Below are 17960 nucleotides of genomic sequence, written 5' to 3'. Positions count from 1 at the left end.
ATGCTCCCATTACCCTAATGAACATTATGCATCATAACGCAGGATGGGAGGATAGATTGATCGATTTATGGTATTCATCTGAGAAAGACATTGTGGATTTAGAAGAAGCTTTACAAAAATTTGAACCGAGGCAGATTGATGAACCGGGGAGTGTCGTTGCTTATTCAAACTATGGTACGGCTATGGCTGCTTATATCGTTGAGGTGCAAAGCGGACAACCCTTTTACAAATATGTCAATAAACATATATTTAAACCGCTGAATATGAAAAACACTTCGATTCACCCATCACAGTATGATAATCTAGACGTCTTAAAAAGAAGAAATGAGATTCAAGGGTACACTACGAATATGAAACTCATCCCTAGGAACAGAGCATACATAAGCTTGTACCCTGCGGCGGGGGCCATTGGCACAGCAGAGGATGCAGCCAAATTTCTTACAGCCTTGATGCCTGTGGATCGTAGCAATTTATTATTCGCGAACAAGGACACGTTAGATGAGATGCTGTCAACAAGTCTATATTACGATGGAACTTCTACTCCTCGAATTGCGCATGGCTTCTTTGAAGTGGAGTACTGGGTGCCTGCACTGGAACACGCTGGAAGTACAGCGGGATTTTCAAGTAAATTTGTTTTTGACCCGGAGTCTAATTTTGGGTTAGTGGTGATGACCAACCAGTCAAATGAAATGGCTTATTGCGTTGGTCTTGTCCAGAAAGTGTTTGGAAGTAGTTTCAGTACGAATTCAGTTACATCTGAGAGTGGAGGATATTATCTGCCTGCGCGACGGGTCGTTTCCGGTTTTACGAAGGCATATTCGATGTTAAGTCTGCAGAAGTATACAACATTTGATCTTAGTAACTTTGCAAATGTTGTTGAGAACAACGGTACTATTGAGAAGGTCTCCATTTCTTATAATGACTTTTTGCCCGTATCCAACTTAACGATAAACTGGATCAAAGCATCTTTTATTGCTCTTGCAGTAGCCATCCTACTCAGTTTAAGAGCTATAATTGGCTATTTTATTCGGTTATCCAAATACAAATTAAAAAACTGGGAAAGACCAGGTACAGGGTTTGATAAGTATCATGTTGGAATTAATATTGCCAGTCTGGCATTGATTTTGAATACGATCCTATTGTTCATGCGCGCCTTAGGCTTCTCCCCCTATTCTTCATTACGCATATATCTCATCTTCAACCTGGTTTATGTCATTATAGCTGTGGCGTACCTTGTCTTGATGTTCTACAAACTGCTGAAGAGAAGTTACAGTAAAAAGCAAAAGGCGGTATACATCATGTCTGGCATGTCAGCTTTCCTGTTTGCTGCTTTTATTGTGGGATGGGATTTGTACTTTTAGCTGAATTCATTCCTACATGTCGTTGCTGAAAATGATGATGGGGAATATGTTGCATACTGCGGCTTATGGTATAGCCAGAAAACAGATTATGTTTATATTGAACCTGTATGTACAGTTCTAGAGTATCGGCAGAAGGGCCTTGGTAAAGCGGTGGTTTTAGACTCATTAGGTTTTCAACAGCACTCACATTATACATTCTATTGGCATAAGAGCTGATATTTTCATAGAGGGCATTATCTAAAAGGGCACGAAATAGTGGAAAGGATGAATCCATGAATATTCAGGATCTCCCAATTGAAATAATAGAACAAATAGGGAAAGTTCAGAAAATCACTTTTCCTAAGCAAGGTCATACTTCTACTGTAGCTATCTTGGATACGCTCGACAAAAAGTACATCATCAAGAAGACAGAAAACGCTCTTTATAATGAATGGTTATTAGATGAATATAAGGTGCTTCAATACCTTTACCATACGGGACTCCCTGTTCCGAAGACATATTTATTTCATGTTGAGGATAGATCGAGATGGCTTTTGATGGATTACATTGATGGAATAAGTTTAAGAGATTTTCTCTCTAAGATGCCTGATCTCCAAAGTAAAGAAAAAGCGATTTTTAACTTTGGTCTTTGTTTGAAGAAAATACATGAATGCTCTTGTCCTGTTGAACTATTGAACAATGACAGTCCTTGGTTAGATACAATGCTTAGTAAAGCAGAATATAATCTAACTCACTTTGCTGTAGACGGATCAGCAGAACTACTTCAACAGTTGAAAGAAGGAAGACCGGAACCAATCAATAACACATTAATTCATGGCGATTTTACCATAGATAATGTACTAGTTAATGATTGCAATATCGTTGGAGTTATTGATTGGGCAGGAGCAGCATACGGGGATCCAAGATATGATGTAGCGTTAGCTATTAGACCGAAACATAATGCTTTCGAAAATGAAAGAGATCGAGAAATATTTTATAACGGATATGGAAAGTTAAGAATAACAGATGAAGAATATATTTTGAAGACGGGATATATAATTTCTTTTAGTCTGGTTTTGAATCATGCTATTCAAACTAATACCCAATTTCTATAGAAGGAGTCAAATAATGAGCCCTCCAAAACATATCGTATCTGCCGCTGCAATCGTGATCAATGAAAAAAATGAATTATTACTTATTAGAGGACCACGAAGAGGATGGGAAATGCCAGGTGGTCAAGTAGAAGAAGGAGAATCCCTAAGTCAAGCTGCAATCAGAGAAACCAAAGAGGAGTCTGGAATCGACATTGAAATCATCAAATTCTGTGGAATATTTCAAAATATCGAAAATTCAATATGTAACACGTTATTTTTAGCAAAACCAATAGGAGGAGAATTAACGACAACATCGGAGAGCTTAGAGTCTGGTTTCTTTCCAATCGAAGAAGCAATTCTAAAAGTCGAATGGAAAAACTTCAGAGAAAGGATAGAGTATTGTTTACAGCCGGAGCTACAACCTTTTTGTATTGAGTTTAGTGATAAGAACAATATTTAAAAGATTACCTAGAAGCGTGGTGTCATCTAAATATTGTAGGAAACTTTATGAGCATTGTTAATTGGATTTAAAACTAAGAGAGAAGAATCTGCTTCTTGGAAAAAACAAAAGGGAAATAGCTGCGTAACGAAGAAGATATGAATATCCATTCCAGAAAGGAAGTCCAATCAATGAAACGAGTCGATGTAGTTTACTCATTGCTAACGAATCCATCCAAATCTAAAGTGCTTGCCGTAAGAAATGTAGGGCGTTCAAGCTGGTCGCTGCCTGGGGGAGCTGTTGAACCCGATGAATCATGGGAACAAGCAGCTATTCGAGAAGCCTATGAAGAAACAGGGCTGGATGTTAACGTCCACGGCATTGTAGCAATCAATGAGTGTAAGTTTGAAGAAATCAAAGAGCATGTCATTTTCACCACATTCAGAGCGGAAATCGTCGGAGGAAGAGAAGAGATATCAAGACCAGACGAAATCTCTGAGATTGCATGGTTGGATATAGAACAGGCAGATGAACTAATGCCTTATTATAAGAATGGCTTTAAAAGCTTACTTGGTGGCAATGAGATTACATATTTCAACGAGGGTAACAAGTGATGTTCTGGAGGTAGTGGTCTACATTTTTAATTAGGGGGCATTACGGTGAATAAGCACAGTGTATACGAAACAAACAGCTTCTATTGGGATATAAAAGGAAATGAATCTTTAAGAGCAATCGTGCTTCCTCATTATGGAGCATTTGTTACAGAAGAGAAACACCAACTTTTTGGTGATGTCTCAGGATTAAAGATGTTAGAGGTAGGCTGTGGAAATGGTCAATCCCTGCAATATCATGGGGATCGCAAAGCAGGTGAACTGTGGGGAATGGATATCTCCGAGAAACAAATTGAAAAGGCAGCGCAACATCTCACCACGTGTGGTCTTTCGGCAACATTGATTTGTTCACCCATGGAAGAGGAATGTGGTATTCCTAAGAATTATTTTGACGCTGTGTATTCGATTTATGCCATAGGTTGGACAACCGATCTTGAGGGTACTTTCCGCCAGATTGCTTCTTATTTAAAGAAAGATGGTATTTTCATTTTCAGTTGGTCTCATCCAATTCATCGAAATGTTGTTGAAGAAAACAATAGATTTGTATTTAAAAAACCTTATTCTGATGAATCTTGGTATGCGGTGTCTCCTGATTTTTGTCAGGGAGAATTAGTTTTAGCTGATCGTCAAATATCAACCTATGTCAATGCGTTAGCGAAAGCAGGGTTTGTTATTGAACAAATGATAGAAGAATCCGATGAGGATATCATGCAATTACATGATCATAGCGATAATCTCCTTAAAAGAGCGAAGATGTTTCCTGTAACCTTTGTTATCAAAGCGAGAAAACTTTAAAAGCTGACTTTTTAACAAGGAGGGCATCAATGAGCAAATTACCTTTATTTATAGTGACAGGCGCAAGTGGAACAGGGAAAACAACGGTCTCATCACATGTTCGCAAGCTACTCCCGGATTTTGACGTCTTTGATATGGATATCATCAATAATGTGGATTGGCAGATTGCCAAAGAGAATTGGTTGAGGATTGCGTATAGTATATCGCTAAGTGGACGAGGGACTGTTTTATGTGGAACGATGGTGCCAGAAAACATTGCATCGTCCGATTACAAAGATCGATTTGATCGGATTCTATATATGAACTTACATTGTAATGATGTCACACGTGAGACGAGGTTGAAATCACGGGGGTGGGATGAGAATTCAATCGAAGATCACAAGAATTTTGCTAATTGGTTACTCCAAAATTCGAAAACTGCATTTGATCCGGAAATGCCAACAATTGATACTTCAGAATTATCAGCAAAAGAAGTAGCTGATCAAATTAAAGAATGGATCTTGAAGAACTGGTAAGTACATCACACTTTCAATTTAAGTTGGAATGTAGAACCAATAAATATAAACAACTAAGCTCTGTAGGCCAGCGCCGATAGAGTTTTTTTAGTTTGTAGCATTCAAATAAAGGCTATTCTACGATGTTATTCGCCCTTTTTCATGAAAATGGGTTTCACTTTAGGGGGGAATTGGTTGTTCGTCCATGCATTTAACCCATCACATACGTACGTTAAACTATGTCTATAGTGAGGTGTCCACACCGTGAGCCATTCGGAAGTGAAGAAGCGTATGAAGAGAAAAAAGGCGACAGTATATCCATGCAAAGTTAAAAGAAAAGAACGCCGATTGAAAGTGGTTAAAAAGTTCGTTCAAGTAAAATGTCCGCCTCCAGAAGTGAATATATCTACTCCTACTGTTGTTGGCCCAACAGGACCACAAGGTTTACAAGGTATACAAGGGGTACAGGGTATTCCAGGTAAACAAGGGGTGGACGGGCCACCTGGAGCTCAAGGACCAGCGGGGGGACCACCTGGACCACAAGGGCCTCAGGGACAGCCCGGTCCCGCTGGAGCAGTAGGCTCTCAAGGACCGGTGGGACCCGTTGGGCCCATGGGAGCTCAGGGGATTCCGGGAGAAGCAGGTGCCGTAGGGCCACAAGGTCCGCAAGGTAATCCAGGTCCTGCAGGTGCCATCGGACCGCAAGGTTTCCCCGGCCCAGCAGGTGCAACAGGAGCGGTAGGCCCAGCTGGAGCAATAGGCCCGGCAGGCCCAGCAGGTGCAACAGGTGCAGTAGGCCCCGCTGGAGCAGTAGGCCCGGCAGGCCCAGCAGGTGCAACAGGAGCGGTAGGCCCCGCTGGAGCAGTAGGCCCGGCAGGCCCGGCAGGCCCGGCAGGCCCGGCAGGCCCGGCAGGTGCAACAGGAGCGGTAGGCCCCGCTGGAGCAGTAGGCCCGACAGGTGCCACAGGAACAGCGGGAGGCGTACTGGGATTTGCTGACTTTTTCGCGCTGATGCCACCTGATAATGCTGCAACGGTTGCTCCAGGCACAGATGTCAGCTTCCCTCAGAATGGACCAACAAGTGGAACAACTATTGCCCGTACGGGACCTAGTGCATTCAATCTGGCAGCGATCGGTACGTATCAGATTTTGTTCCAAGTGAGCATTAATGAAGCGGGTCAACTAATTTTAACTCTTAATGGAGCTGATTTGGCTCCAACAGTAGTTGGGCGAGCAACTGGAACATCTCAGATTGTAGGCATCGCCTTGGTACAAACAACCGTCATCAATTCGATCTTAACTGTACGAAACCCGGCTGGTAATGCGACTGCATTGACAATCACACCTCTTGCAGGAGGAACAAGACCTGTATCGGCTCATCTTGTTATTACTCAACTAGCATAAGATCTGTTAAATACGATTCGGGTTGCCATCTGACTTAATAAATCCGTTGCTTCCAGAAGCAAACATTGGCGATTAGACTGAGATAACCGTCTTTCAATAAGGCGGTCATCTCAGTCGGAGCCGATAATGGCATGAAGAGTGTGATAGAAGATGTGATTACATATAGCGCTTCGTTCATGCTATTCGGGTATGAATCCGGATAACAAGTTTCGTGTTCGTCCGCATATACATTACAGGAGACGGGTCAAGACTCCGGCTGTCCTAAGTTGTATGAACGGAGGGAGAGACATGGGCATTGAATCATCCTGGATGTTTGATTTGTTTGGAACCGTCTTTCCGGTTGTATTTGTTCTAATCATAGGGATTGTCCTTCTGTCGGTAGGAAAAGAGATATGGAGGTGGGGGCGCAATAACTCCGAGCCGCTGCTGACCGTACCCTCCCGAATCACCAGCAGACGGATGAAGATGAGTCAGTCGCCATCTGAATCAGGCAGTACAGCACGAACACTATATTACGTCACCTTTGAAGTCGAGAGCGGAGATCGGCTCGAATTCAAAGTCAATGGCGAAGAGTATGGTTTGTGCGCTGAGGGGGATGAGGGACGGCTCTCATTCAAAGGGACGCGTTACATAGGCTTCGAGCGATATAATCGCTTGTATTCCGAACGCCTACGCGGTTAAACTGAGCAGCTTGCGCCAGGATGGCGTGAGCTTTTTTTGATTCTTTATCGGACAAGCGTTTCTAAATGGTCCTAACGTGTTTTTATATAAGAAGAGGCTTAAAGAGATTATGATCGAAGATCATTACCATAGAGGAGGCAAACAATATGTCATTTACAGATCAGGTCGTTGTTGTAACCGGTGCCGCTCAGGGAATAGGACGAAGTGTGGCTGAGGCTTATGCGGTCGCTGGAGCTAAAGTTGTACTTGCCGACCACAAGGAAGCCGAGGGTGCTGCAGCCGCAGCTTCCATTCGCAATGAAGGTGGAGAAGCTATATTTGTTCAATGTGACGTTCGGAGCGAGCAGGATATTACGAATCTTTTTCGTACGACCGTGGAGGAATTCAAACAAATCGATGTTCTGGTGAATAACGCAGGACTAGCAAAATGGAAGTCCCCCTATGAATTAACACTGGAAGAATGGGACGATGTGCTCAATACCAATGTGAGAAGTTGCTTTTTGGCGAGTCGGGAAGCGGCCAAACATATGAAAAGCAATGAACACGGGGGTGCCATTATCAACATGGCCTCTACCCGTGCGCTGATGTCCGAGCCGGATACCGAAGCCTATGCTGCATCCAAAGGGGCGATTGTAGCCCTGACGCATGCGCTGGCAGTCTCACTGGGCAAAGACCAAATTCGGGTCAATTGTATCAGTCCGGGATGGATTGAGACAGGAGACGTGGAGAAACTGAAAAAGGAGGATCATGAACAGCATCCATCCGGTCGTGTGGGTGTTCCTTCGGATATCTCCCGTGCTTGTCTATATTTATCTGACCCAAGCAATACCTTTGTCACAGGGACCAACCTCGTTATTGATGGAGGCATGACCCGAAAAATGATATATGAGGACTAGAACCGGGATAGAGCCGGGCGAGTCACATGTTGTCCCAACATAAGAGTAATAAGCCCAAGTTAAGCACTTGGGCTTATTTGTTTTTAATAACCCGGTTGCTATAATAAATGTGATTTTATAACAGTAGAGGAATGGAGGGAGTATATGTTCGGGAAACAATCCCGGAAAGTATTTTGGCTGTTACTGCTGATCGGAGGGATGATAATGATAGGGAACGAGTCACCTGCTGAAGCGGACGGCGCGGATATACGGGCGGCCTGGGTATGGCAGGCGCAGTCTGTTAGCAACGGAGACGAGCTGTTGGAGAACGCAGCTAAACGTAAGATCAACCGGCTGTACGTGAATGTGGACATGACGCTGTCCAAGGAGGTATACCAGACGTTTATATCCAAAGCAAGCCGTGCAGGTATTGTGGTTGAAGCGCTGGGCGGCGATCCATCCTGGGCAGTCAATGGCCGTGAAGGTCCCATGCTCAGGTTAGCCTCGTGGGTAAGTGACTACAATCAGGCTGTTGAGTCCAATGAGCGATTTGAGGCCATACATCTGGATATCAAGCCCTATGTGTTACCAGACTGGAAAGAAGATGCCAAGCCGCTGGTTCAATCCTGGGTGGCCAATATGAATCTGTTATTTGAACAAGTGAGACAGGATGACGCAGTTGCAGTGAATGTTGACCTGCCATTTTGGCTTGATTCGTACACCGTCACAGGCAATAGAACTTCTGAGGATGCAGATAACGAACCATTGTCACGTTGGTTTATTGATCGAGTGGATCATGTCACTTTACTGGCTTACCGTGATAACGCGCAAGGTAACAATGGTATCATTCGTTTAATTGAACAGGAAATGAACTGGGCGGATGCGAGCAACACGAGTGTCACAGTGGGTTTGAACACCAAACCGATGCCTGGTGAAGAGTTCACGACATTTGCCGGTAAAGGTGCAACGCAACTGGAAGCTGTCATTGGAGAAGTTGCCTCCGCATTTGGCGAGCATACTTCCTACGCCGGTTCAGCTGTACATGACATTGTATACTGGGGACAATTGGAGCCGACAGAACTGCCATCACCGGAGATTCCATCCAATCAGCCAGAGATTCGGGGAACATATATCTGGGAGGCCTCTCAGGTGACGAATGACGGAGGGGAGCACATACTAGAGTTTGCTAGAGAGCAGAATATTAACTGGTTGTATGTCCGGTTGGATCTGGATCAACCTTATTCCAGTTACCGCAGTTTTATGAAACGGGCAAAAGCTCAAGGTATTGAAATCCATGCGATGGGCGGCCACCCGATCTGGGGCAAAAAGGAAAATCGCCCACGGATACAGCGTTTGATTGATTATGTGAAAAATTATAATGCTGAATCCGAGCCAGATGAACAATTTGAAGGCATCCATCTGGATATTGAGCCTTACACTTTGCCGGAGTGGGAGAGAAATCGGGATACCCTGTTAGCTGAATGGGCTGCCAATATTACATTTTTCCAGGAAGAGACGAAGAAGGACAGTGATCTCGAAACGAGTGCAGATTTAGCCGTATGGCTGGATACCTTCCCTTTGCCAGGCAAAGACATGTCTGTGACGGAGTTTATGATTGATACACTCGATCATGTGTCGATGATGGCATTCCGTAACCAAGCGGAAGGTTCCAATGGCATTGCTGCTGTGGTGAGTCAGGAGATGGAGATCGCAGGTCGTCTGGGAAAAAGGTTGATGATCTCGGTGGAAATGAAGGAGAACCACGAAGGTCCTCATATTTCATTTTATGAGAAGGGGGCGGCGAAGATGGAACTTCAGCTTGCCAAGCTTCCGGATCTGCTGGCCGAACATCAGGCTTATCAGGGCAATATTGTACATGCCTATGATTACTGGATTGAAGCCAAGCCTTGAACAGGCGAGTAATATAAGAAATAACTTGCTTCGGGACTTCACTTTGAGTGAGGTTCCGGGCTTTTTTTTATGGAAAAAAGATGGAATCGTGTCACCGAATGGGCTCCTGCACAATACGATGTACGGTGATGAACAGCTGAAACAAGGGAGGAATCAGACTATGGCTGTTATTAAAGCCAACTCAGAGGACGTCAAGTTATTGGCTAGGCTCATGAGGGCAGAGGCTGAAGGTGACGGCGAACAGGGTATGTTGCTTGTGGGCAATGTAAGTGTGAACCGGGTGCTGGTGGATTGTCTGGACTTTAAGGATATCCGCGACATCAATCGTATGGTATTCCAGAATCCAGGAGGCTACGAGTCCACACAGAAGGGTTACTTTTACCAACGGGCAAGACAGTCCGAGATTCGTCTGGCACAACGGGTGATCAATGGAGAGCGTTTCTGGCCAGCGAGCAACTCATTGTGGTTCTTCCGACCTGTGGCCGAGTGTCCGGCAACATGGTATGACCAGCAAAATACAGGACGATTCAAAGCGCATTGTTTCTTCAGTCCGACAGGAGAAGACTGTCCGGAAGTATATTAAATTTTGGGAGGAATCACTATGATTAATCAACCTTATCAACCTATGACTCAAACGTTGGGTCAGCAAGCGAATTCCGTGTTGGGTCAACAAGCCAATTCTCAGGTTCAAGGTACGTCTTACAAAATCGGTAACGGAATGCCTGCCATGTCACCAACGCCAGGGATGGTATCGCCAAGCTCCACAAGTGTACCCCCGCTCGTATCCAGTGGAAGCCCAATGACACCAACGGGTGCAGTGATTACGACAACGGCTCCACAGTTTGAGCAGTCATACATTGAGAATATTTTGCGTCTGAATCTCGGGAAATTCGGTACATTCTACATGACATATGAAGGCAACAAAGAATGGAACGCTCGCATATTCCAAGGTATCATTGAAGCAGCGGGCCGTGACCATATTATCATCAGCGACCCGAAGACAGGAAGACGGATCATGCTGTTGATGGTCAACTTCGATTATGCTACATTTGATGAGCCATTGTTGTATCAATATCCAGGAGTGATAGGCAATTACCCGCAAGCTCCAAGCAGATGATCATTGGCGCCTCATCATTTTCATAAGTGTTTGGTATGGATAACACATACTGATTTACTTCGCTGTCCCGAATGTGGAGGTTATCCGCAGATGGGACAGCTTTTTACATAAGCGTTTATACAAAATGGTTACATAAATGGTTAAGTCATACGTAACCTTTGGATAACAACATGGCACTTATATATGAATAGAACAAGCAGCATGTCTATATGAAGGGAGTCCACAGCATTGAAGTCATGGATTGAAGCAGCAATGAAAGGCGAACCCGAAGCATACGAACAGCTGGTATCCCAATATCGCGGGATGGCTCTTGCTGTTGCCTACAATCGTTTAGGAAATACATTTTGGGCTGAAGATGTCGTACAGGAGGCTTTTGCTGAAGCCTTTGGCAATCTGTCCAAGCTGGAGGCCCCGGAGGCTTTTCCTGGATGGTTTAAGGTGATCGTGGAGAGGCAGTGTTATCGCTGGCTAAGGCGCAAGCAGCATACCACGATTCCCGTTCAGGAGCTGGAGCATGTATTCCAGGAAGAGGATCAGGCGCATAATCCAGAAGAACAAGCGATGCAAAATGAAATGCATCATACGCTGCGTGATTCTATTGCAATGCTGCCGTCATCGATGCGAATTGCGGTTGAACTGTTTTATTTAGAGGGATATTCTCTGAAGGAAATATCAGAATTTCTAGGTGTCAACGTATCTGCATTAAAGAAGAGACTGTTCGATGCACGTTCCAAACTTAAGCGCTCTATGCCAGTGAGGAATCTGGTCTCTATGTTTAATGATTTGTATGAAGGGGGAAAAGGTATGCTGCACATTATGAATGGGGATCACGCTGCCAATCGTTTAAGAGAGAGTGGAATTCAGGGAGACATCCTGGTGTGGAGAGAGTTGTATACGTTCGGCCCGGTTGCCAAAGATATGTCAGTTGCGAAGAAGAGGAAGAATCGGGCATCCGTGCTAGAGAAGCAGTTGGGGATCCCTCAGAAGGAGTATTTGCAGATCGAGGAACTGGAACGCAAGTTGCATTCGTATCAGCAATATAAGGAAATTGTCTTATGGTTCGAGTACGATCTCTACGATCAGGCGATGTTATCTTACCTATTACATTATTTCAGAGGACAAGGGCTCCAGAATACGAAACTGAATTTGCTCTGTATTGACTCGTATCCAGAGATCGAGCACTTTAGAGGACTGGGTCAACTTACCTCGACACAGATCGGAAGCCTGTCCGGAAGCTGGCATGTGATTGACATAGACGAGCTACAAGCAGGTGCACAATTCTGGGAGGCCTATACGTCTAACGATTTCCGGCAGCATCTGGATTACTTGCAAGCAGATCATACGGTACTTCCCTTTGCAGATGCGGCATTCAAGGCCCACTTGTCTCGTCTGCCATCTGTATCGAATGGCCTGGGAGTCATTGAGCAAACGACACTGGAGACCATTAGAGCGGGTGTAGATCGCCCATATCCTTTGTTTCGTGAGGTAGGGGACAAGCTGCATATTCTCGGAATGGGCGACCTTGAGTACTGGGCACATCTCAGGAGGATGACAGAAGAACCTTATGCGCTGCTTCGGATGACTGGAAAAACAAATTTCCCAAGCTTCATACAGCATGATGAAAAATTTGGTGAAGCCGTCTTTGAGCTGACGGAACTCGGCATTCAGGTGTTGGATGAAGAAGTCGATTGGGCTCTGCTGAAGCAGGATGAGTTATGGATCGGCGGGTTGCATATTGAAGGTGGCAGGCAAGCACTTTGGCGCTGGAATCCAGCTTCGGAGAGCGTAGTGGAGATGGAGCCAATTTAGAGGAATAGAGGATAAGAGGCATAAGAACAGTTTCATTAAAAAGAGAGTATCCCGCCATGATGAATCATGCGTGGGATACTCTCTTTCGGTTACTTTAATATATAAATTAGAAGGTAGCCAACAAGCTCTCTTTTTTGGATTTTAACTGGAGTTTAGCGAGTTAGAATGGACGCGATTAAAAAAAAGTGAATAATTGTCCATTCTAATGTGTCTATAATATATCTCAACAAGAAAGGAGTGCCGGGGGTGACCGAGCATGAACTATTCCATAAGTATAACAAAGATGTATATCGCACTTGTCTGTATATGCTGAAGAACATCCAAGATGCAGAGGATGTATGTCATGATGTGTTTATTACTGTATTCCGTCAGGATTGGAGAAATGTGACGTATCTAAAAACTTGGATTATGCGTATCGCCATGAATCATTGTCTAAACATCATTCGAAAGAACAAAGTAAATGAGAACCGAAACAAGCTACAATTGCTGCATGAACAAAAAGTCCTTACCACAGATCCGGTCGATGTGATCGTGATGGCTAAGCTTTCATTTGCTGAATTGGAGGGGCAGTTACAAAAATTACCAGACAAACTGCTAAGTGTAGTAATCTTGCGATATATTGGCGATCTCTCTATTGCCGAAATTGCAGAGACTTTAAAGATACGTCAAGGCACAGTTCGGACAAGACTACACAAGGCTCTTAAGCTGATGCGAAAAAAACTGGAGAACTACGAGAAGGTTAAAATGAGAGGAGATAGTACTTATGAATTCAATAGAATATAAAGTTAAAAACCTTATGAAGCATTCTAATCCATTGGAGTATCCCGATTTCGATAAAATGTTCAACAGTATTCAAATGGGAGAGCCGAGACTAATCGATGAGATTACTAGTAGGCCGCAACGACGGAACATGAAGGTAGCGATCGTCTTGGGTGTATCTGTAGCTGTTATGGCAACTCCCGTATATGCAGCCTTCCAATACGATTGGAGTGATGTCTTGTCCAACAAGTCAGGCATTAAGACGTCTTTTCAAGCTGGGTATGGCCAGCTCATTGAACAAAGCGTAACAGCTCACGGAGTTACATTGACGGTACATAACGCGTTTGTAGATGATAACCGGACCGTACTCCTGTATACAGTGAAACCAGAATTAAAAACAGAAGGACAAGAGATCAGATATGATCAAATGGTCCTGAAGGACAGCCAGGGTACGCCTATCGAAGGGCACTACTATCAGCAATGGAACGAAGAACAGGGCGTGTTTCAAGGGTATTTCGAGACAGACTGGGTTATGGAAGAGAAACAATCTGACCTTCAGTTCTCCATTACAGATGTTCGGTACTTGCAAGATCTTCAGGAGGAGATTACCCTAAACCCTCAAGATTCGAGCACGCAGAAGTTTAATATACAAAAAAATGGGATAGAAGCAGTAGAAGTTCAATCTTTTGAATATGCTGAAGGTCAAATTATGATTAATTCCGCAGTAACCTTCACCGATCCAGAGATGAAAGGAGAGACTTGGGCAAGAATCATGGCTTATGATCAAAAAGAAGACGTTATAAAGGAAATAGGAAGTCCTGTCTATGGTACAGAGGGGGCATCGAGTGAGTACTCTAGCAGACAGATATTTAACGAACAGCAGTTTAAAGAAGGGGACCGTTTCACCTTCGCATATACTCATGAAAAAGAACGGACGGAAGGCACATGGAACTTGAATCTATCCTTATCACGTCAACAGATGGATACTGGCACATATAAGGAGAAGATGGATATTCCATTGCATTCTTTACCGGAGGAGGCAAGCATAAGTGGGTTGGTAGTAACACCAACACAAATTCGAGTAACGATTGATCATCAGGAAGACTATTATAGATTGCCTTACCGGACTTATCAATTGGAAGTCAACGGCGAGATTATGGATGGCTATGTTTCTCTTGATGGTAAGATGGATCCGAATCAAACAGAACTGCGGTTTGAGCAGTCAGATTCCATTCTCATGGATGTAAGCTCTCTATCTGGAAAACCAATGACTCTAATCGCCAAGGATCGAGTGGATGAGCATGCAGGAAGTAAGGCTTCTATTCGTCTAACGGATATTTCTACGCATTCACAGACCGTTACAAGCAATTATGAAGGGTATCCTTTAATCTGGACCTATTATATCAAGGACGGCAACCTGTACGTAGAATCTAAAAGCCCGGATACCAGTTTCGGTGGGATTAACCAAACTTATTTTCTTGATAGGGAAGAAAAACACTACTTAATACCGCAATATTTCACTGACTCGGATAATAAGCATATCGAGATGTACAAAGATTTTAAGGGCAAAGATCTAGATCTGTACGTATGGAACTACACTACAAAAAATCCGGATGAAGAATGGAGAATAAACCTCAAAGAGTAATCACTTACGGCAATGAGTACAGAAATCATTTATTCACTGAGGTAAACAGGAGTACGAAAATCGTGGAGCAGTCTAAAGGTTGATAGGCTGCTCCTTTTCCGTTGAGCACTAGCCGCATTCTTAGAGCAAGTGAGCCCTTGATACTGATGAATGGATTGGTACCTCAAGACATGTGAATAAAACCTAAGGGGAGTAATCCGTTACTTTGTTTCTAAAATGTTAAAAAAACAGCGTAATCGAGACTTTTGTAAAAGAAATAAGCCGTTTGTGCCATTTCGTTGTCATAGGACACGGATTGACTGTGTAGTGTAGAATTATATAATAAAAGAAGCATATCTTTGTTATTCGACAGAACACGGTGGAGGTGGAAGCATTGGGAAGTTGAAACTGCATATGAACGGCAGAATGGCAAATATCCTACATTTTCGAAGGAGGTGGACCTATTTGCCGAAGAATGACGGCGAATAGGATGACAATTTGAGTGACCCCTTACCGAGTATTATGAATTTAGTATTAATTGGTTTACTTGTATTAATGAATGGTTTCTTTGTGTCGGCGGAATTCGCGATGGTGAAGGTTCGTGGAAGCCGGATTGAGGCCTTGGTGGAAACAGGCAACAAAAATGCCATCTATGCTTCCAATATCGTACGCAATCTGGATGCGTACTTGTCTGCTTGCCAATTAGGTATAACTCTGGCATCACTGGGACTTGGGTGGCTGGGTGAACCAGCGATTGCACACCTGTTAGAACCTATGTTTACCGCATTGGGATTGAGTCCGGTCTATGTACATGGGATATCCATTGCCATTGCATTTGTGATTATTACAATCTTGCATATTGTACTGGGTGAACTTGCTCCCAAGACGATGGCGATTCGCAAGTCTGAGACAATCACGCTGTGGTCTGCAGCCCTGCTAACGTTCTTCTATAAGTTAATGTATCCATTCATATGGGCACTGAACGGTATGGCTAATGGCTTGCTGAGAATGTTCCGAATGGCACCTGCTTCGGAGGTTGACGATGCGCATAGCGAAGATGAAATACGTATTCTGATGAAAGAAAGCAATAAGAGCGGTTTAATTGACAACACTGAATTAGCACTTGTTGATAATATATTTGATTTTACGGATACAACCGCCCGTGAAATTATGATTCCGCGGACGGAAATGATCTGTCTGAATGCCAATCAGTCCATGCTGGAGAATCTGGAGATTGCCAATGAAAGCATGAGAACCCGGTATCCGGTATACAACGGAGACAAGGATCATATTATCGGCTTTATCCACATTAAGGATCTGATGCGATCCCAACTTACGGATACCATCTCCGTAATCCGGCCCATTCTGGCTGTGCCAGATACCACGCTGATCAGTGATCTGCTCAAGCGTATGCAGCGTAGCAAGACACAGATTGCTATACTGATTGATGAGTACGGAGGAACTTCCGGGCTTGTCACACTGGAAGATATCATGGAAGAGATTGTAGGCGAGATTCAGGATGAGTTCGATCAGGAGCGACCTGTCATCGAGCAAGTGGATGAGATGGAATACTCCATTGATGGATTGATGTTGATTGAAGAAGTCAGTGAACGATTCGGACTCGAGATGGATCGTGCCGATTACGATACCATTGGAGGCTGGCTATACTCTAGAGTAGATGCGATCCCACCCCAGATTGGTCAATCAGTTGAGTATGGTGGGTATGTATTTGTCATTCAAGAGACAGAGCATAAGCGAATTTCTCGTGTCAATGTGATTAAGCTGGAACTGTTGGTTGAAGAGGAAGGCGCTTAGCCAGATCGAAATTGTAATGAATGAAGCTGTATGGTGACGTAATGTCATTGTACAGCTTCTTTGCATGCTCATGATTCTTTGGGTGCATGAATGATAACATCGGCGTAACGGTTCTCTGTGACAAAACTATTCTTAATATAAATTCGTTTATAAGTGACGTAAACATTCTCTCCAGGAGCGAGATCATGCTGGATATTCAATTTTTTCCGAGTAGATTACGGGTAATACATAAAACAGAAGTGCTAGAGGCAGTAGGAAGAAAGCAATCCCGAACACACGTAAAGGTTTTGACATGGGAAAGGGTTCGGCCAGTCTGTTTGAGGAAAAGAAAAGCAACGATGGGGGACAGTACAAGTCCCCAGATCATAAAGGGCAATACATAGCGGTCAATCCCCATACTTATCCCGCTTTCTCGGGCTGTAGCCAATAAATATATTAAGGTCCGGACGACCTCATTTGCAGGTCTTGTTGGTTAATATGCTTCCGTGCATACATTACCCAATACATACGGGATGGAATAATTTAGGTTTCACAATGCTGTAAATGGATAAAAAAAGACAAAAGACGCTTCCGACAGAAATATCGGAGCGTCTAAATTTTTTTGAAACCTGTCACCCGATCCGTCCGTTTATACCCTTACACAAAATGAAATATGGAAGCGGAGGATGGATCAATATGAGGAAAATAAAAACGAAGAGCGCATCATCTTCTACACTAAAAATAACCTTTGCTGCCTTGTTACTGGTGCCAACGATCCTAGTCTTACCTACGTCCGAATCAGCCGTTGCAAGTCCGGTTATTAACGTGTCCTCTGGTGCACTTACACCCCCACCGCCGCCAGAACCATCCATCCAATCGTTTGCTACCACTCGGGAACGAGGACATATCTATCAGGCGGTCGGTGCAATTATCCCTGGAGGAGGCCTGTCCGCCATCGTTAATACAAAGACCACGACATATGTGGAAGTGAAGACACTTTCCGTAGATTATCGACTTGAGCGCTGGACAGGAACAGCATGGGTAACTTTTAAAACCAATTCCAACAATGCAACGAATACAAACTTACTGAATGCCACATCAGATTGGACTGTTATGCCAGGATATTATTATCGCGTTACCAGTATTCATACAGCGTATGATGGAAGTACCACGGATACAAGCAAACATGTCTCTGGCACCGTGTTATTTTGAT

At 43.8% G+C, this 17960-nt stretch carries 18 protein-coding genes; 17 read left to right on the top strand and 1 reads right to left on the bottom strand.

Translation table 11 applies throughout. From position 1 onward, the window contains the following. Positions 1-17 precede the first annotated feature (17 nt). Complete coding sequence (locus M1D71_RS16310; RefSeq protein ID WP_458122817.1) at positions 18-1361, top strand: serine hydrolase domain-containing protein; 1344 nt, start codon at positions 18-20, stop codon at positions 1359-1361. On the opposite strand, the gene M1D71_RS16305 is transcribed toward M1D71_RS16310, so the two are convergent. After that, positions 1333-1635, bottom strand: coding sequence for a hypothetical protein (locus M1D71_RS16305; protein WP_458122816.1), 303 nt, complete (start codon positions 1633-1635; stop codon positions 1333-1335). The genes M1D71_RS16310 and M1D71_RS16305 overlap by 29 nt on opposite strands. On the opposite strand from M1D71_RS16305, the gene M1D71_RS16300 reads away from it, so the two are divergent. The 16 genes from M1D71_RS16300 to M1D71_RS16225 all read left to right on the top strand — a co-directional run bounded on the left by M1D71_RS16300 (position 1634) and on the right by M1D71_RS16225 (position 17959). Next, positions 1634-2455 (top strand): phosphotransferase, encoded by an 822-nt coding sequence (locus M1D71_RS16300; RefSeq protein ID WP_458122815.1) that lies wholly within the window; start codon positions 1634-1636, stop codon positions 2453-2455. The two genes, M1D71_RS16305 and M1D71_RS16300, sit on opposite strands and share 2 nt — an antisense overlap. A 13-nt stretch (positions 2456-2468) precedes the next feature. Continuing rightward, on the top strand, positions 2469-2894 hold the full coding sequence (locus M1D71_RS16295; protein ID WP_458122814.1) for an NUDIX hydrolase: 426 nt from the start codon (positions 2469-2471) through the stop codon (positions 2892-2894). A gap of 170 nt (positions 2895-3064) precedes the next feature. Continuing rightward, the gene (locus tag M1D71_RS16290; RefSeq protein WP_458122813.1) at positions 3065-3487 is read left to right on the top strand and encodes an NUDIX hydrolase; all 423 of its coding nucleotides are present in this window, start codon (positions 3065-3067) and stop codon (positions 3485-3487) included. Between the two features lie 45 nt (positions 3488-3532). Further along, the gene (locus M1D71_RS16285) at positions 3533-4279 is read left to right on the top strand and encodes a class I SAM-dependent methyltransferase (protein ID WP_458122812.1); all 747 of its coding nucleotides are present in this window, start codon (positions 3533-3535) and stop codon (positions 4277-4279) included. Between the two features lie 29 nt (positions 4280-4308). Then, on the top strand, positions 4309-4794 hold the full coding sequence (locus tag M1D71_RS16280; RefSeq protein WP_458122811.1) for an AAA family ATPase: 486 nt from the start codon (positions 4309-4311) through the stop codon (positions 4792-4794). Positions 4795-5037: 243 nt separating this feature from the next. Beyond that, complete coding sequence (locus M1D71_RS16275; RefSeq protein WP_458122810.1) at positions 5038-6177, top strand: collagen-like protein; 1140 nt, start codon at positions 5038-5040, stop codon at positions 6175-6177. Positions 6178-6465: 288 nt separating this feature from the next. Continuing rightward, positions 6466-6858 carry a DUF2500 domain-containing protein gene (locus M1D71_RS16270; protein ID WP_336758535.1) on the top strand — a complete coding sequence of 131 codons (393 nt, stop codon included), beginning with the start codon at positions 6466-6468 and terminating at the stop codon, positions 6856-6858. 146 nt (positions 6859-7004) lie between these two features. After that, positions 7005-7754, top strand: a complete 750-nt coding sequence (locus M1D71_RS16265) for a glucose 1-dehydrogenase (RefSeq protein WP_076250310.1) — start codon at positions 7005-7007, stop codon at positions 7752-7754. Positions 7755-7958: 204 nt separating this feature from the next. Then, complete coding sequence (locus tag M1D71_RS16260) at positions 7959-9644, top strand: hypothetical protein (RefSeq protein ID WP_458122809.1); 1686 nt, start codon at positions 7959-7961, stop codon at positions 9642-9644. Positions 9645-9804: 160 nt separating this feature from the next. Further along, positions 9805-10227 carry a cell wall hydrolase gene (locus tag M1D71_RS16255; RefSeq protein WP_458122808.1) on the top strand — a complete coding sequence of 141 codons (423 nt, stop codon included), beginning with the start codon at positions 9805-9807 and terminating at the stop codon, positions 10225-10227. Between the two features lie 75 nt (positions 10228-10302). Continuing rightward, positions 10303-10761: a spore coat protein GerQ gene (gene gerQ / locus M1D71_RS16250; protein WP_442956190.1), complete on the top strand. Its 459-nt coding sequence runs from the start codon at positions 10303-10305 to the stop codon at positions 10759-10761. 228 nt (positions 10762-10989) lie between these two features. After that, on the top strand, positions 10990-12570 hold the full coding sequence (locus M1D71_RS16245) for a sigma-70 family RNA polymerase sigma factor (protein ID WP_458122807.1): 1581 nt from the start codon (positions 10990-10992) through the stop codon (positions 12568-12570). A gap of 246 nt (positions 12571-12816) precedes the next feature. Then, positions 12817-13353, top strand: a complete 537-nt coding sequence (locus M1D71_RS16240) for an RNA polymerase sigma factor (RefSeq protein ID WP_458122806.1) — start codon at positions 12817-12819, stop codon at positions 13351-13353. Continuing rightward, positions 13334-14974 carry a DUF4179 domain-containing protein gene (locus M1D71_RS16235; protein ID WP_458122805.1) on the top strand — a complete coding sequence of 547 codons (1641 nt, stop codon included), beginning with the start codon at positions 13334-13336 and terminating at the stop codon, positions 14972-14974. The genes M1D71_RS16240 and M1D71_RS16235 overlap by 20 nt, the downstream gene beginning before the upstream one ends. A 534-nt stretch (positions 14975-15508) precedes the next feature. Beyond that, positions 15509-16768 carry a hemolysin family protein gene (locus tag M1D71_RS16230; protein WP_458127272.1) on the top strand — a complete coding sequence of 420 codons (1260 nt, stop codon included), beginning with the start codon at positions 15509-15511 and terminating at the stop codon, positions 16766-16768. A 675-nt stretch (positions 16769-17443) separates the two neighbouring features. Beyond that, the gene (locus M1D71_RS16225) at positions 17444-17959 is read left to right on the top strand and encodes a hypothetical protein (protein WP_458122804.1); all 516 of its coding nucleotides are present in this window, start codon (positions 17444-17446) and stop codon (positions 17957-17959) included. Position 17960 lies beyond the last annotated feature (1 nt).

It is taken from the genome of Paenibacillus sp. Z3-2 (genome assembly GCF_054161325.1).
Note: the sequence above shows the minus strand (reverse complement) of the source record. Positions and strands in the feature narration are given on the sequence as shown.